Origin of the sequence: Brevundimonas aurantiaca, from assembly GCF_014199955.1 — a bacterium.
GTDB lineage: Bacteria > Pseudomonadota > Alphaproteobacteria > Caulobacterales > Caulobacteraceae > Brevundimonas > Brevundimonas aurantiaca.
The window spans coordinates 1-14988 of record NZ_JACHOQ010000005.1; the positions used below are offsets into that span (position 1 = coordinate 1).

Consider the following 14988-nt stretch of genomic DNA (forward strand, 5'->3'; position numbering starts at 1 on the left):
CTACGCTGACCGGCCTCTTGCCAACCCCACCAACCCCAGTTCAGATCACCAAAGGACTCTCGTTATGGCTGGATGAGAAACGGGGGTCACGTCAATAGCCGTAGTAGCGCGGCTCGACGCGGTAGTAGCCGTAGCTGGGGGCGTACCAGTAGCCCGACCGAGGCCCGTTGTAGCCGCGGAACTCGGACCGACCCCGCCACCAGTCGCGATTGTTGCGGTCCCAGCGGTCGTTACGCCAGTCGCGACGATCATCCCGGCGTTCGACGCGATAATCGCGGCGGTCATCGCGGCGATCGTGGCGGTATTCCTGGCGATCCCGGTATTCGCCCTGACGCCAGTCACGTCGATCGTCGCGGCGTTCGTTGCGATAGTCGCGGCGGTCGTCCCGGCGGTCCTGGCGATATTCGCGCCGGTCGTCGCGGCTCTGCGCCTGGGCCATCATCGGAACGGCGGTAGCGGAGAGGGCGAGGGCGACGACGGCGGCCTTGGTAAGGCGTTTCATCAGCGTGCTCCAATCTGGGCCTTCCGCCGAGAGGACGAAAGCACCCGTTAATGACGTCAAAGTCCGGCTTTGCGTCTGAACGCCTCCTGAATGACCGTGTCAGGATTAATCGAGCGGACGTTGCGCAGGCGAGGCTGCCGACCCAGATGTCCGCAAGGCTCAATGGAGATCGTCTAATGAACGCGCCGATCCAGCTCTGGTACTGGCCCACCCCCAATGGGTGGAAGGTCTCCATCGCGCTTGAGGAGATGGGCCTGGCCTATGAGGTCAGGCCTGTGAACATCGGCGTCGGCGAACAGTTCGAGCCGGCCTTCCAGGCGATCAGCCCCAACGGTCGGATGCCGGCCATCGTCGATCCGGACGGACCCGGCGGCGCGCCGATCTCGATCTTCGAATCCGGCGCCATCCTCCAGTACCTGGGAAACAAGTCGGGGCTCTTCTATCCGACCGACGCGCGGGCGCGGGTAGAGGTCGATCAATGGCTGTTCTGGCAGGTCGGCGGCCTCGGGCCGATGGCCGGACAGACCCATCATTTCCGCCAGTATGCTCCGGCCATGATCAAGGATCAGCGCCAGATCGCCTACGGCGTCCGGCGCTATACGAACGAGACCCATCGTCTCTATGGCGTCATGGATCGCCGCCTGCGGGATCGAGACTATCTGGCCGGAGACTATTCCATCGCCGACATGGCCGCCTGGCCCTGGATACTGCCCAGTCTCCAAGGTCAGGATGTGGCCGAGTTCCCCCGTCTGGCGGCTTGGCTTGAGCGGGTCGGCGCCCGGCCGGCTGTCAGGGCGGGCAGGGCGGTGCTGGAAGACCGGCGCGGAAACGCCGGCGGGTCTGGAAAGGCCGCCGAGGCGGCGCGGGCTATCCTCTTCGGCCAGCGAGCGCGCCCCGCGTAAACGACAGGTTTCCGAACGATTTCGGATTTATGAATCGAGTCTGGAGTATTCATTCTCGCTTTACTGAAAAGTCCTGCACGGGCTTTCGGCGTTAACTTTAACTTCAAACCAGCGGTATTTGATGCGTCATCAGAGACGGACCCAGAAGGGCGTTCGTTCAGGAGATGTGGTGATGCAAGCGCAAGAAATGGCGCACGACCTGGCGGCCGGCGCGCAGACAGATGAACTGCCCCTGCCGACTGCCGACATGTCGGGCGACGAGCTGTTCAAGCTGGGCATGATGTATTCGGCCGGATCGGGCGGCTGTCCGATGGACCGGGTCTCGGCCCACATGATCTTCAACCTGGCGGCCATGAAGGGTTCGATCGAGGCGCGCGTTTACCGCCGCGAGATGAGCCAGGAGATGGATCGCGAAGAGATCGCCGAGGCCCAGAAGGCGGCGCGCCGTTACATCGACACCGGCGTGGTTCGTCTGGTCGCCTGACCGCAGAGACGGTTACGCCTCAGAAGCTGGCGTAACCCGCGCCGTTCGAGCCGTTGATCGAATAGCTGAAGCCGATCGGCATGGCCGAGCGCACCTGGGTGAAGAAGGCGGCGAGTTCGCCAAGGGTCGAACGCGGCACGAAGATGATGTCGCCGCGCCTCAGGGCGACGACCTCGCCCCGCCGGGGACGCAGATCGATCACCCGCATCATGCGCGCGCCGCCAGGGCCGCGCCGGATCAGGGCCGCCCGTTCCGCCTTGCCTGTGGGCAGCAGGCCGCCTGCCTGAATGACGGCCTGGTGCGCGTCCAGGTCTCCGACCATTTCGATCACCCCCGGCGTGCGGACCTCGCCATCCACCCAGACCCGAATGGGCCCGGCCTGGCGCAGGGTCACCTCCACCGTCGGGCGCAGCAGTTGCGACCCATAGGCCGCAGACACCGCCTGTTCCAGCTCAGAGAGACTCCGATCCGCCGCCATGACCTGACCGATCAGGGGCAGGGCGACGCGGCCGTCCGGTCCGACCTTCAGCGTTCGCGTCAGTTCGGCGGCGGTGGGCAGGGCCACCTCGATCTCATCGCCGGGATAAAGCAGATATTCTGGCTCTTCGTCGGTCCAGTCGGCGAAGGGGATGTTGGGAAAATCCCCGCGGCTGGAAGGCTGGATCCTTTGCGCGCGGTCGCTGGGGCGGGGCATTCGGCCCGCAGCCCCGCCGCCGCATGCCGCCAGGGTGGCGGCGGCCGATCCGAGGGCCAGCAGGAACAGTCGGCGATCTGACGTCATGGAATCGGTTGGTCCGCCGGGAAAGAGGATGGATCACAGCCTCGCCCCTTATGGGTAACCGATGGTTAACGCCGGTCAGCGAAAGGTGGCGTCGATCAAGAGTTTCCTGGATTCGCTCGCCATGCGTTCGACGGCCTATGTCACGACCCGACCGCGCTACGGCGTGCTGGACGTCGTCGGACTGCTGTTCCGCGAACTGCTCTTGATGGTCGTCGTCTTCCTGCTGATCTTCGCCCTGGGAGCCGCCGCCGTCTTCACCCTGAAGAAGACCTATACGGCCCAGGGCGCCGTCTTCGCGGGCGTCGGCCAGGAATATGTCTATCAACCCCGTGTGGGGACGGCCGAACGGGGGCAGGCGCCGCAGGGCGACGAGGTGGCGAATTCCGAAGCGGCCATCCTCAGTTCGGGCCAGGTGCGCCAGCGCGTCATCGACGCCTTGGGGCCCCAGGTCATTTTGGGCAGGGCGCCCAAGGGCGCGCCGGAAAAGTCGAAGGCGGCGGCCAGCAAGGTGCTGGGCTCCAGCCTGCACGTCGCGACGGCGCCGGGCAGCGCGGTCATCCGCGTCAGCTACAAGGCGGATGATCCTCAGCAGGCGGCTCGCATCCTGAACAGCGTGATCGATCAGTATCTGGCCTATCGTCGCGAAGTCTTTCAGGACAAGACCCCGGCCATCGCCAGCCAGCGCCTTGCGTTTGAAGAGGATTTGAACGCTGCGGACCGGGCCTATGAGCAGTTTCTGACGTCGAACGACATCGGCGACTTCGCCGCCGCAAAGGCCACCTTGGCCGCGACCTATCAGACTACCTTCGCCGACCGGATGGCGACGCAGAGCCAGTTGAACCAGACCAGCCAGAGGCTGAGCACCTTGGTGGCGCAGCAGGCCAATACGCCGGCCGAGGTCGCCCTGCAGCAGGATCTGAATATCTCGGCCCAGGATCAGGTGCTGCAACTGCGCACAGAACGTCAGCAGCTGCTGTCGCGCTATCAACCCGACGCCCAGCCGGTGAAGGACATCGAGGCGCGGATCGCCCAGCTGCAAGCCTATGTCGCCAGCGGGACGGCGGTCGGGCCTAAGGAGGTTCGTACCGGACCCAACCCGGTCTGGACCGAGCTGGAGACGACCCGAATCAACACCCAGGCCGACCGTGACGCCCTGGCGGCCCGGTTGGCGGCGCTGGATCGGCAGCTCTCGGACATCCGGTCGCGGCAGGCGCGGCTGACGGCTCTGGAGTCCGAGAATGCGACCCTGGCGGGTAATCGCGAGGTCCTGACCGCCAATATCCGCGAGTTCCAGCAGCGCGAAAGCCAGAGCCGAGCGGACAACGCCCTGGTGGCGGCCGGCGCCGACAACGTCACCGTCATCGAGCGGGCCCAGCCGCCGGCGACGGGCAAGAGCCTGAAGGCGCCGGCCCTGGCCGCCGTCTTCCTGTTCGCCGCCTTCACCGCCCTGTGCATCGGCCTGCTGAGGATTTTCACGCGGCGGGGATTTTCGACGCCCGACTCGGTGCGCCGTACTCTGGACGTGCCGGTCCTGGCGGTCGCCCCCGCCAAGGCGCACTAGGTCGGTGGGGCTTGGGCGGGCGGCCATGATACTGTGGCGCGTGGTGGAGCGCGCGTAGCGATTCGATGGTCGATCTGACGTCCGAAATGGCCGGTCTGTGGGCGGCGCTGGGGCCGGCCCCGGCGCATCGCGCCCGGGTGATCCAGTTCGCCGCCGCCACGACCGGCGAAGGCGTCTCGACGGTCACGCGCGAATACGCCCGGCTGGCCGCCGTGCGGGCGCGAAAGCCGGTCTGGTTGGTGGACGGCGATCTGGCGCAGCAAGGACAGCTTGAAGCCATCGCCGCCGAACCGGACCGGTTCGGGCAGCTGGGCAAGCCGGCCCAGGCTTCGCCCGACGGCTCCAGCTTCTTCGCGGTCACGCCGGCCCCGACGGGGCGGGACGGCAAGCCGGTTCCATCGGCGCGCCTGCTGACCGCGCGACCCTGTCTGGGCGGACGGCTGTGGACGACGCGGTTTCACATGGAGGCCCTGCGCTCGGGGCACCGCATCGAGGCGGTGGGAGAGCCGCGCTACTGGGACGCCCTGAGGCCGCACGCCGACACCATCGTCATCGACAGCCCGGCGGCGGACCGCAACGACATGGCGATCATTCTGGCGCCCTTCGTCGATATGACGGTTCTGGTGGTCGCGGCGGGCGGGGCGAGCGCGAGCGCGCCGGTGATCCTGCGCGACGAGATCGAGGCTGTCGGCGGTCGCATCGCCGGGGTGGTCATGAACCGTTCGACCTATAAGCCGCCCAAATTCCTTTCCCGGCTGGCGGGCTAAGCGGCTTTGCGAAGCATGGCCGCGCCGTAGAGCTTCGGCTCCAACCCTTTTGTCCAGAAGACCTTGCCCAGGCCGCGCGCCGTGCGGTCCAGGGCCTCGGCGCGGGCGGGGCGGCGGAGCAGGGCGAGGATCAGGGAGGCGAGGCCCCAGACGGCGGTCTGGGCAGCGCCGATCAGCATCCAGCGGGCGACGCCGGGCCAGTCGCGGCGGGCGGCGGCCATCTGGCTGGGGCTCTGGCCATAGGCGAAGGCGCGCAGCAGGGCGTAGTTCAGGGTGGCGCGGTCGGGGGGCGCGAACTCGTCGACCCAGGCGTCGGCGGCCCAGCCGAACCGGCCGCCGCGCGCCTGCAGGGCGGTGAACAGGCGGTCGTCCTCGCCGCCGGTCTCGTTCATGGCCGTGTCGAAAGGAGCGTCGCCGGGCAGAGCCGTAGCGCGGACCATCAGACTGTTGCCGCAGCCGTGGATCTGGTCGGTCAGGCCGGGCTCAGCCGGGCCGTCGCGGCCAAAGAACCGCTCCAGATAGGCGGTGGTCCAGCCCGTGCCCTCAGGCACGCGACCCCGGATCGGGCCGAACAGGACGTCGGCGCCCGTTTGGGCCTGGGCCTGCAACAGGGCGGCCAGCCAGCCGGGAGAGGCGGCCTCGTCGTCATCCAGAAAGGCGATCAGGGGGGCGTCGGTGGCGGCCAGACCGACATTGCGGGCGGTGGCGACGCCGGGGACGGGCGCGTGGGCGTAGATCAAGGGAACCGGCGCCTCGGCTCGCAGCCGCTCGACCACGGCCGAGGCCGAACCGTCGGGATCATTGTCGGCGACGACCACGGCGGCGATCCGGTCCAGCGACCCGACCTGGGCGAAGACCGAGCGCAGGGCGCGCTCCAGCGTGGCGGGGCGGCGCAGGGTGGGGATGAGGACGGCGACGTCCCGCATCAGATCGCGTCCGCATAGACGGCCGCCCGGTACAGGCGCAGGGCGAAGGCGCGGGTGCGGGTCGGCAACAGAGGCGACAGGGCCGCGCCCCTGGCCATGCGGCGGATCAGGGGCAGGGACGGCAGGCGTTTCAGGGCGCGGGCGGCCTTGTAGCTGGGGTAGGTCTGGACGATCTCGGGGTGCAGGGCGACGACGCGGCCGAAGTTGGCGGCGCCCTGGTCGAACTTGCGCGCCAGGTCCGGCACAGTGTCCAGGCCCATATGGGTGGCGGGATTGTCGATGTGGACCACCTGGAACCGGCGGGCGACCCGCATGGCCCATTCGACGTCCTCCCACCCCCAGCCGGTGAAGCCGGGGTCGAAGGATTCGACGGCGAAGACATCGCGACGCACCAAAAGATTGGAGGTGTAGACGTATTTCTCGGGCGTTCTGGCGCGCTGGGCGGCGCGAACGCACTCGCTGGCGCTGGACAGGGAGCGGTGGACGGCGAAGCGACGGTCGCGCGGCGCCTGTTTCAGCGAAAAGCCGCCGAAGGCCACGGCCGGGTCGTCGCGCGCGATCAGCTCGATCCAGGTCTGGAGAAAGCGCGGGCTGTCGGGCTTCATGTCGCTGTCGAGGAACAGCCACGAGCCGGCGCGGGCGGCGATGGTCAGGCGATTGCGACCGCGCGCCCGGCCTTCATTGGCGGACAGGGTGACGAGGCGGGCAGGCAGGGCCAGGGCGTCCAGCGTCGCCTTCAGCCGGGCGGTCAGGGCGGCGTCGCCCGTGCCGTCGTCCAGCAGGATCAGCTCGACCCGGCCGGCCAGGGCGGCGGCTTCGGTATCCAGCCGGCGCAGCAGGGGTTCGGGATCGTCGCCCAGGAAGGGGATCAGGACCGACAGGGCGGGCCGGGCGGCGGCCCAGCCGGGGTTGTCGTGGATATCGGCGCGGGAGCCGCTCATGCCGTCGCGCTCCGTCGGGCCTGGATCAGTCGGTTCAGCACGTCGCGCACTCCGGCGGCGTTGAGCGTCAGCGCCAGGGCCGCATAGACCAGTCCGCCCACGCCCGCGTCCAGCATCAGTTGGATGAAGCCGCCCAGAGGCGGAAGGCGCCAGACCACCAGGGCCATGCCGGTCGAGGCCAGGCCGCAACGGATCAGGGCCTCCCACGGAATGGGCAGGGCGATGGCGCGGCGGCTGATCAGCAGACAGGCGACCAGGCCTATGGCGAAGCTGAGGGCCGTGGCGACGGCGGCGCCCAGCACGCCGAGACGAGGGATCAGGATCAGGTTCAGCCCGATGTTGGCGACGGCGGGGACGGCCATGGTGACCAGCAGCAGGCCGGTCTTCTTGCCTAGGGTGAAGCCGAAACCGAAATAATAGGCGATCAGGCCGGACAGAAAGGCCGAGGCCGCGATCCATGGCGTGACGAGGGTCGCGGCGACGCGCAGCTCGGGGCCGATCATCAGCTCGGCCAGGGGGCGGGCCACCAGGGCCAGGCCGACGGCGGCGGGCAGTCCGATCAGGATCAGGGTCGAACCCTGTTCCAGCGCCGTCTGGCGCAGGGCCTCGCGGCCGCCGCGCTCCAGCGCCATGACCATGGCCGGCGCGCCTGCCGCGCCCAGCCAGATGAACATCACATCCAGGGTGCGGTTCGCCAGACTGTAGCTGGCGTGATAGGCGCCGACCGCCGCCGCATCCAGGAAGGCCGCCAACAGGAACCGGTCGGTCGAGGCCAGGAGCAGGGCCAGGGTCAGCGACGCGGCGATGGGATAGCCGTAGGCGGCGTAGGCCTTCAGCCGCGCGCGATCCACGGTTCCGCCGGCCGACTGGCGCAGCTCGCCCGGCAGGATGAAGGGCAGGGCGAACAGGGGGGCGATCATCAGCCCCAGCATGGGAGAGGCGGCGCCCGCGCCGGCCAGGGCGAACCCGGCCCCGACCAGAAAGCCCAGGACGGCGACGGCCATGTCGACGGTTGCGGCCTTGGACACCTCGCCGGCCGCGCGATACCGCTCCTGCGCCAGCTTGGCCAGGTTGCGAATGGGCGCTCCGGCCAAGCCGAAGGCCAGGGCCAGTTTGAAGGCCGGGCTTAGGGGCAGAAGCCAGACGACGAGGGCGGCGACGGGCGTGAAGACGGCGATGACGGCGAAGGAGGTGCGGTACAGGCTGGCGAAATGGGTCGCCAGGCCGCCCGGCGTGCGCTCGGCCGCCCAGAAGCGGGCCATGGCCGCCTCCAGCCAGCTGAAGCTGACGGTATGGGCCAGGCTGGTGACCGAAAAGGCCAGGGCGTAGCGGCCGAAATCCTCGGGGCTGAGCAGGCGGGTGAAGACGACGATGGTCAGGAAGCCGACCACGCCCTGAACGATCTGGGCCGGCAGATAGCCCCAGACGCCGCGCCAGAACATGCGTTTCTCGCTCACCTGACGGCGGTCCGGTCGCCCAGCAGAACGGGCACGGTGATCAGCAGGATCCACAGGTCCAGCCAGAAGGACTGGCGCTGGATATAGTCGATGTCCAGCTCGACCCTGCGGCGCACCTCGGCCTCGGTGTGAACTGGGCCGCGCGAGCCCTTGACGGCGGCCCAGCCGGTGATGCCGGGCTTGATGCGGTGACGATGAGCGTATTCGGCCACGAGAAGGGCGGATTCGGTCTCGCCGGTCTTCATGCCGATGGCGTGGGGCCGGGGACCGACCAGAGACATTTCGCCGGACAGGACGTTGAAGATCTGGGGCAGCTCATCCAGGCTGGTGGCGCGGATGAAGCGGCCGACGCGGGTGACGCGGTCGTCGTCGGCGGCCACCTGGCGGCTTGCGGTGGCGTCGGCGGCGGCATGGCGCATCGAGCGGAACTTCCACACCACTATGGTCTCCTGGTTGAAGCCGTGTCGCCGCTGGCGGAAGAAGATCGGCCCAGGACTGTCCAGACGCACCGCCAGGGCGATCAGCATCATCAGAGGCGCCGAGGCGATCAGGGCCAGGCCGCCGATCGCCAGGTCCTGAAGCCGTTTGACGAAGGCCCGGCGCTCGTCGCTGGGCGTGTTGCCGAGCGGCGCCAGGCGGCCTCCGGCCAGCCGCTTCAGCGCATCGTCGCGGCCGGCTTCGGAATCGACCAGGATGGCCACGGGCGTGGGCAGGGTCTCCAGCCGACGGGCCAAGTCGCGCCCGCGCGGCCCGGCCTCAGGGTCGATGGCCAATACGATATGATCGACATAGGGCAGCATGCGGTGGCTCAGCAGGGCGTCGGCCCGGCCCAGCACGGGCACTCCGGCCAGTCGGCTGGGCGAACGCGCCAGCCGATCGTCGAACACGCCCAGGACGTTCAGGTCCCGCCGCTCCAGCGCGCGTTCGATCAGGGCCTGGGCGTTTCGGGTGGCTCCCACGATGACGATGTTGGGCGACAGGGCGCCCTGGCGGCGCCAGCGCCCGACCAGGATCAGCCACAGACCGTGCAGACCGGTCAGGGCCGCCGCCGCCGTCAGGCCCCAGGGGAGGACCGGACCCAGGCCGTCGCCTTGCAGCGCCCAGCCCACAGTCACGGCGGCCGCGATCGCCAGCGCCAGGGCCGCGAGCACCGCCGCCAGATGGACCAGGGGCGACCGCTCCGGCTCGAATCGATACAGGTCCAGGCCCCGCAGCAGGGCCAGAACCGTCGTCACTCCGACGGCCAGGGGCAGGACGGCGCCGACCGGCAGGATGCGGAGATCAATCGACTCCAGCGCCCACAGGACGAGCGCCGCCAGGCCGACGGCGATCGTCACGTCGAGGGCGCGAAACCAGTGGGCGGCCAGGCGCACGCTGGAGCGACGGCGCGCGTTCAGCCAGACCTCGGGCCGGAACGGACCCCGCTGGGCGCGCGCCTCGCCAGCGTCGCCTGGCGGCGTCGCGGCGGCGGTCGCGGCGAGAGAGGAGGCGCAGTCAGGCATGGATATCCGTGGCGTCGTACAGCCGCCACCCTGCACGCTCGGCCCTCTATGTGACGTTAACATCGTCGTTTCGCGCGAAGCGGATTGCACGACGCATCAGGCTCCGCTATCGAGCCCTTCGCTGGAGACGTGGCCGAGTGGCTGAAGGCAACGGTTTGCTAAATCGTCGTACCCCGTAAGGGGTACCGAGGGTTCGAATCCCTCCGTCTCCGCCATCCCTATAAAGTGTCAGGAAAACAAAACACTAGCGAGGTTGGATGTGGTCCTTTGTGACGTTCTATGTGACGTCGGGAGCAGGCGGTGCATTGCCGTCTTCCACGCTGGCGCAGTAGGCTGTGAACGCCCTTTCGGACTCCTCCGATGGACCATCTGACAAGAACTCTTCGATTCGCTCCGCCCGCACGACGCTGCGCCCGGACGACAGATCGCAGTTAAAGATATCCATGAGAGGTGCAGGCGAGCGCAGCTTGTCCTCGTTTACGGAGAAGCCTTCCCGCTCCAGCACGGCTAGAGTGTCGCGGAACACCGCTTCCAACTCTTCGGGGTTGTCTCCCGAAAGAGCGATATCGTCCATGTAAACGCTCGCTCGGACGCCTTCGGGAAGGGCTTCCAAATGCTCGCCCAGTGCTGACGTAGCGATTGTAAGGGATGCCAGGATTGGCGACTGGACGAAGCCGTATGGAAGCGCATAGTCCGGCTCCCCATAGGGATTTCGCACTGTGGACCATCGGGCGTAGAACCGAGAGGTCTTCAGCCCAATGCGGTCAATCGCGCTCTGCACTCGGCGCCTCGATATGCTGTAGAAAAATCGAGCAATATCGATTCTAGCGAACACAGCGCTGTCGCGGTGATGATGCATCGCCGCGACGTGGCCTCCCGAAGCCATGTGGAAGTATGTCGGGGAGAAATCATACGTCTCTTCGACAGCTTCCTTGATCTCGTTGCCAATCCTGCGCCCGATACTCGTGGGCACATACACCGGCTTACCTTTACGCCGGTACGAGTATCGATAGTTCGGAATGGCGACGGGCATAGCTGACGACCTTGGTCACGATTTCGTAGATCACCAACGACAGTTTAAGAACTGCCGTCAGCAACGAGACGATCTCGCGACCAAGGCCGATGCGTGACTTGTGAGCCATGGGCACCTCCCTCAATCACACGTCCAGCAAACCACAAACCCTCTCTTGAGGGGTCGTCAGCCAAGGAACCCGTTGAGGCTCCAAAACGTGAAATCTGCGTAGCTGAGTTGCGGCTAAGCGGGATTTCCGACAGGCGGGTGTTGCGGGCTATCGCCAGACGTCAGCTCAATCTATGCGCGAAACCGGGTAGTTGCCAAGCTATTTGTCTACAATAGAGTGTTCGGACGTGGGGCGACAGGCAGCCGCAGACTACCGGGAAGCGGAAAGATGCGTGGCGTCCGTTAACGGCGAAAGTTTTTAGTTTCTGTTTCCCCGGCCCGCGCCGCCTTCAGTTCATTGCGGGCTATGCTGAAGTCGGCCTGGAAGGCGGGATTCGCCTTCAGGGCGGCGACCAGGGCGGCGCCGACCAGGCGGCCGGCCTCGACGTCGCTGGCGTAGTGGACGCCGCAGATCATTCGGCTGTCGCCATAGGCCAGGCCGCGGGCCAGGACGGCGTCGGCGCGGTCCGGCGCCATTTCGGCCAGGACCAGGGCCCAGGCCCAGCCCAGGGCGGCGTGGCCGGAGGGGTAGGAGCCGCTGTTCGCCAGCCAGGGCTCGGGCGGGAAACAGGTTTCGGCCGGTTCCGCGACGAAGGGACGAGGGCGGAAGAAGCCGCGTTTGGCGGGGGTCTGGATGGTCTCCAGATCCCCCAGCATCCGGCCCAGGAGCCGGGTCAGGGTCGGCATGCGCGCGGGCTCGAACCGGATGCCCAGGGCTTCATTGAAGACGCGCGGGGCGGTCGGCGTCTCGATCTCATTGTCGGCGCGGGCCTGATCCCAGCGGGGCGTGTCCTTCAAGGCGCGGGTGGCGCGGTACCGGTCGATGTCATCCTGATCGCGCAGCGACCCGGCCTCCGGCGGGGGCGGCAGGAAACGGGAGGCGTCAGGGGCCGCGCCTGCGGTCAGATACCCCTTCGGGTGATCGCGGAAGCCGCTCCAGAAGGTCGGGGCGGGAGAGGGGCTGGAGGCGCATCCGGCCAGCACGATCAACGGGGCGAGCGCCAGGGCCGCCGCGACGGCGCGGCCGCGCAGGGACAGGATTCGAATCATGAAATCAACTCTGGACGGGATCAGGCCGGCTGGGCCCCGGGGCGGCCGTCCTCGACGACCCAGCGATTCAGGGTGGAGACCGACGCCTTGGGATCGCGCACGTCGCTGATCGCCTGATAGCGGGTGATCATCCGCTCCGGGGTGACGTCCATCGCCATATAGCCGCGCACGCGGCTTTCGAAGAAGCGGATGTGCGGATTGGCCGGCATGGCCGCCATCAGCCCCTCATAGGGCGGGCCGCCGGAGGTGATGGAGGTGCCCACAAACTCGGTCGCCACCACCGGCGAGGTCTCGTCGCGGCTGTCCAGCAGGACGTCATTGGTCCAGAAGGAGTGGTAGTCGCCGGACAGAACCACCGGATTGCGCGGCTTCAGCTGATGCAGGGCCTGGGTCATGCGGTCGCGGGCGGCGGGGAAGCCGTCCCAGGTGTCGGTCCAGTAGCGGGTCTCGCCATCGGGGTTTTCGAACCGCAGCCCGGCCATGACAAGGTCCTGGCCCAGGATGGTCCAGCGCGCGTCGCCGCCCGCCAGACCGTCGTACAGCCAGCGTTCCTGTTCGAAACCCAGGAAGGTGCGTGACGGGTCGGCGCGGTCCAGGCAGAGGCTGTCGGGGACGATCTGCCCCTTGGCCCCGCCTTCGTCGACGCAGGCCCCGCGCGACCGATACTGGCGTCCGTCCAGCATGAAGAACTCGGCCAAACGGCCGTAGCGGACGCGCTTGTGAATGGGCATCTGAAGCCGGCGGTCCAGCCGCGTGCGGCGGATCGGCATGGCTTCATAGAAGGCCTGATAGCCGGCGGCGCGGCGGCGCAGGAAGTCGTCGGGCCGCCCGCCCTCGTCCGGCCAGACGCCGGAATAGTTGTTCAGCACCTCATGGTCGTCCCAGGTGACCAGGCAGGGAGCGGCGGCGTGAAGACGTTGAAGGTCTGGATCGGTGCGGTGCAGGGCGTAGCGGTTGCGATAGCCGGCCAGGGTGGTGGCGTCCTCAAAGCCGTAGTGTCGCACCACATTGGCCGCTCGCGCGCCGGTGCGGGTGTATTCATAGATATAGTCGCCGAGGAACAGGGTCAGGTCCGGCGCCTCGTCGGCCATATGGCCATAGGCGCTGAAATAGCCGACCTCCCAGTTCGAACAGGAGGCCACGGCCAGTTTCAGCCGATCCACCTCGGCGTGGGGCGCCGGCGCCGTGCGCGCCAGGCCGACGGGGCTGCGCTGACCGGCGGCGGTGAAACGGTACCAATAGGGGCGGCCGGGAAGCAGGCCCTGGACCTCGACATGGACCGAATGGGCCTCGGCGGGCTGGGCCGTGGTCCGGCCCACAGCGACGATGCGGTTGAAACCTTCGTCGGCGGCGACCTCCCAAAGAAGCTCCATCGGGTCGCCCAGACCGCCCAGGCCGTCCGGCGCTATGGGATCGGCGGCCAGGCGGGTCCACAGAACGAAGCCGTCCGGCCAAGGGTCGCCGCTGGCGACGCCTAGGGAAAAAAGATCGGCGCCCGCCTGGGCCCGGCCGAACCGGAGGACGACCGGCGCGGCCACCAGCCCCCCGATCAGGGCGCGGCGCGACAGTCGATCGTTCAGGCCGTTCATCGCCCGGCCTCGTGGGCGCCGGGGCCGAAGCGGGCGCGGAAATCTTCCAGGCGGATGACGAAGTCGTCGGCGGCGACAAAGCCGTCGTCCGTCATCTGGGGCTGTTCATTGGGCTTGTAGCGACGGGCGTATTCGGCCTGGTCGGACGCATAGACCCCATAATAGGTCGAATAGGTGCGGACTCGCACGGTCGGGACATCGCCGCCCATGTCGAAGATCATCAGCCGCAGCCAGCCGTCGCCGATCCCCGGCGCGCGGCCCGGCGCCAGCCCGGTGTCGAGCGCCGTCTGATTGCGGTCCTGATAGTCGGACAGAAGCTGATAGACGGCGCCGCCCTGTCGATTCAGGTCGGTACGGAAGGCCTGGCCGTTATGATGGCCGCTCAGCACCATGAAGATCTGCGGATTGCGGCTGATCAGCTTGTCCCACACGCCCTGGGCGCTGTTGTCGAAGGGATCGAGGGCGTTCAGATCGACCACCGGATGGGCGCGGCGCTGGCCGGTCTTGTCGATGAAGTCGTGGGTGGTGATCAGGGTCGGCAGGCCGGGGTGGGCGTGGATGACCGTCTCCGCCCATTTCAGGCTGGCGTCGGACGGCGCCATCTGCAGGCCGATGTGCAGGAAGCGATAGCCGCCCGCCTCGAAGACCTGGGCGCTGTCGGCGCCGTCGTCATGAGAGGCCACATACCAGGGCCGGTCCTTGAAATATTTCGAGGTCGCGCCGAAAGCCTGGGTGAAGGCGGTCAGGCCGCCGATGTGGATCATGCCCAGACGACGCAGGTCGCCCGGCGGCGCCGTCAGATCCTGGGGCCACTGCTCGTCCCACCATTGGCCGTCATAGTCGTGGTTGCCTGACACGACAGAGAAGGGCAGGACGCCGTCGATCCGGTCGTAGGCGGCGGTGGCCGCCGGGATTTCGACATTCCGCACGCCGTCCGCCCAGGCCGCGACGCCCGCGCCTGCCGGCGCTGGGCGAGGGCGGAAGCCCCGGGCCGCATGGTCCGGGTCGATGTCGATGATCGGGTGCTGCCAGACATCGCCCACGGCGGTCGCGAAGACGATGTCGCCGCCGCGCGACACAGAGTTGTCAGCGACGAATTGAAGCTGCTGATCCATCAGGTCGCGGGCGTCGAAGGCGAAGCCCTCCGCGCGCTGATGGGTGAAGTCGACGTAGTTCTGAGTGTCGGGAATGACGGCGATGGTGAACCGCTGCGGCGCCGGTTCGGCCATGACGGCTCCAGCGGCCAAGGCAGTCAAGGCGGCGAGGGCGGCGGCGGTCCCGCGCAGACGTGTCCAAGGGAATTGCAAGGCGTGTCTCTCCCAACGAAGAAGGGCGGGCTTCGGCCG

The 14988-nt window shown here is 67.9% G+C and carries 15 protein-coding genes and 1 tRNA gene; 5 read left to right on the plus strand and 11 right to left on the minus strand.

Annotation, left to right across the window (positions count from 1 at the left end):
* Positions 1–91: 91 nt before the first annotated feature.
* On the minus strand, positions 92–502 hold the full coding sequence (locus tag GGQ93_RS10990; protein ID WP_224764386.1) for a hypothetical protein: 411 nt from the start codon (positions 500–502) through the stop codon (positions 92–94).
* 176 nt (positions 503–678) lie between these two features.
* On the opposite strand from GGQ93_RS10990, the gene GGQ93_RS10995 reads away from it, so the two are divergent.
* On the plus strand, positions 679–1404 hold the full coding sequence (locus tag GGQ93_RS10995) for a glutathione S-transferase N-terminal domain-containing protein (RefSeq protein WP_183217012.1): 726 nt from the start codon (positions 679–681) through the stop codon (positions 1402–1404).
* A gap of 172 nt (positions 1405–1576) precedes the next feature.
* Entirely contained in the window at positions 1577–1888 is a 312-nt protein-coding gene (locus GGQ93_RS11000) for a sel1 repeat family protein (RefSeq protein WP_152950594.1), read from the plus strand.
* Between the two features lie 19 nt (positions 1889–1907).
* On the opposite strand, the gene GGQ93_RS11005 is transcribed toward GGQ93_RS11000, so the two are convergent.
* Positions 1908–2669, minus strand: coding sequence for a polysaccharide biosynthesis/export family protein (locus tag GGQ93_RS11005; protein WP_152950593.1), 762 nt, complete (start codon positions 2667–2669; stop codon positions 1908–1910).
* Between the two features lie 121 nt (positions 2670–2790).
* Here GGQ93_RS11005 and GGQ93_RS11010 point away from each other — a divergent pair, with 121 nt between their 5' ends.
* Together GGQ93_RS11010 and GGQ93_RS11015 are read left to right on the plus strand one after the other, a co-directional pair.
* Entirely contained in the window at positions 2791–4230 is a 1440-nt protein-coding gene (locus tag GGQ93_RS11010; protein ID WP_054766986.1) for a GumC family protein, read from the plus strand.
* Between the two features lie 65 nt (positions 4231–4295).
* Entirely contained in the window at positions 4296–4997 is a 702-nt protein-coding gene (locus GGQ93_RS11015; RefSeq protein ID WP_183217014.1) for a P-loop NTPase family protein, read from the plus strand.
* On the opposite strand, the gene GGQ93_RS11020 is transcribed toward GGQ93_RS11015, so the two are convergent.
* Genes GGQ93_RS11020 through GGQ93_RS11035 form a run of 4 tightly spaced genes read right to left on the minus strand, consistent with a single transcriptional unit; the run spans position 4994 to position 9823 of the window.
* Positions 4994–5923, minus strand: a complete 930-nt coding sequence (locus GGQ93_RS11020) for a glycosyltransferase family 2 protein (RefSeq protein WP_183217016.1) — start codon at positions 5921–5923, stop codon at positions 4994–4996. The genes GGQ93_RS11015 and GGQ93_RS11020 overlap by 4 nt on opposite strands.
* Positions 5923–6864, minus strand: coding sequence for a glycosyltransferase family 2 protein (locus GGQ93_RS11025; protein ID WP_183217018.1), 942 nt, complete (start codon positions 6862–6864; stop codon positions 5923–5925). The genes GGQ93_RS11020 and GGQ93_RS11025 overlap by 1 nt, the downstream gene beginning before the upstream one ends.
* Complete coding sequence (locus GGQ93_RS11030) at positions 6861–8306, minus strand: lipopolysaccharide biosynthesis protein (RefSeq protein WP_183217228.1); 1446 nt, start codon at positions 8304–8306, stop codon at positions 6861–6863. The genes GGQ93_RS11025 and GGQ93_RS11030 overlap by 4 nt, the downstream gene beginning before the upstream one ends.
* Positions 8307–8317: 11 nt before the next feature.
* Positions 8318–9823, minus strand: a complete 1506-nt coding sequence (locus GGQ93_RS11035; RefSeq protein WP_183217027.1) for an exopolysaccharide biosynthesis polyprenyl glycosylphosphotransferase — start codon at positions 9821–9823, stop codon at positions 8318–8320.
* A gap of 123 nt (positions 9824–9946) precedes the next feature.
* Here GGQ93_RS11035 and GGQ93_RS11040 point away from each other — a divergent pair.
* A tRNA-Ser gene (locus GGQ93_RS11040) sits at positions 9947–10038 on the plus strand.
* A 62-nt stretch (positions 10039–10100) separates the two neighbouring features.
* On the opposite strand, the gene GGQ93_RS11045 is transcribed toward GGQ93_RS11040, so the two are convergent.
* The 5 genes from GGQ93_RS11045 to GGQ93_RS11065 form a co-directional block, all read right to left on the minus strand.
* The gene (locus tag GGQ93_RS11045; RefSeq protein WP_183217029.1) at positions 10101–10856 is read right to left on the minus strand and encodes a reverse transcriptase domain-containing protein; all 756 of its coding nucleotides are present in this window, start codon (positions 10854–10856) and stop codon (positions 10101–10103) included.
* Complete coding sequence (locus GGQ93_RS11050; protein WP_183217031.1) at positions 10813–10965, minus strand: hypothetical protein; 153 nt, start codon at positions 10963–10965, stop codon at positions 10813–10815. The genes GGQ93_RS11045 and GGQ93_RS11050 overlap by 44 nt, the downstream gene beginning before the upstream one ends.
* Before the next feature lie 281 nt (positions 10966–11246).
* Complete coding sequence (locus GGQ93_RS11055; protein ID WP_183217033.1) at positions 11247–12053, minus strand: acid phosphatase; 807 nt, start codon at positions 12051–12053, stop codon at positions 11247–11249.
* Between the two features lie 20 nt (positions 12054–12073).
* Entirely contained in the window at positions 12074–13642 is a 1569-nt protein-coding gene (locus tag GGQ93_RS11060) for an alkaline phosphatase D family protein (protein WP_183217035.1), read from the minus strand.
* A complete protein-coding gene (locus GGQ93_RS11065) occupies positions 13639–14871 on the minus strand; it encodes a metallophosphoesterase family protein (RefSeq protein WP_224764385.1) in 1233 nt (410 codons plus the stop codon). The genes GGQ93_RS11060 and GGQ93_RS11065 overlap by 4 nt, the downstream gene beginning before the upstream one ends.
* Positions 14872–14988 lie beyond the last annotated feature (117 nt).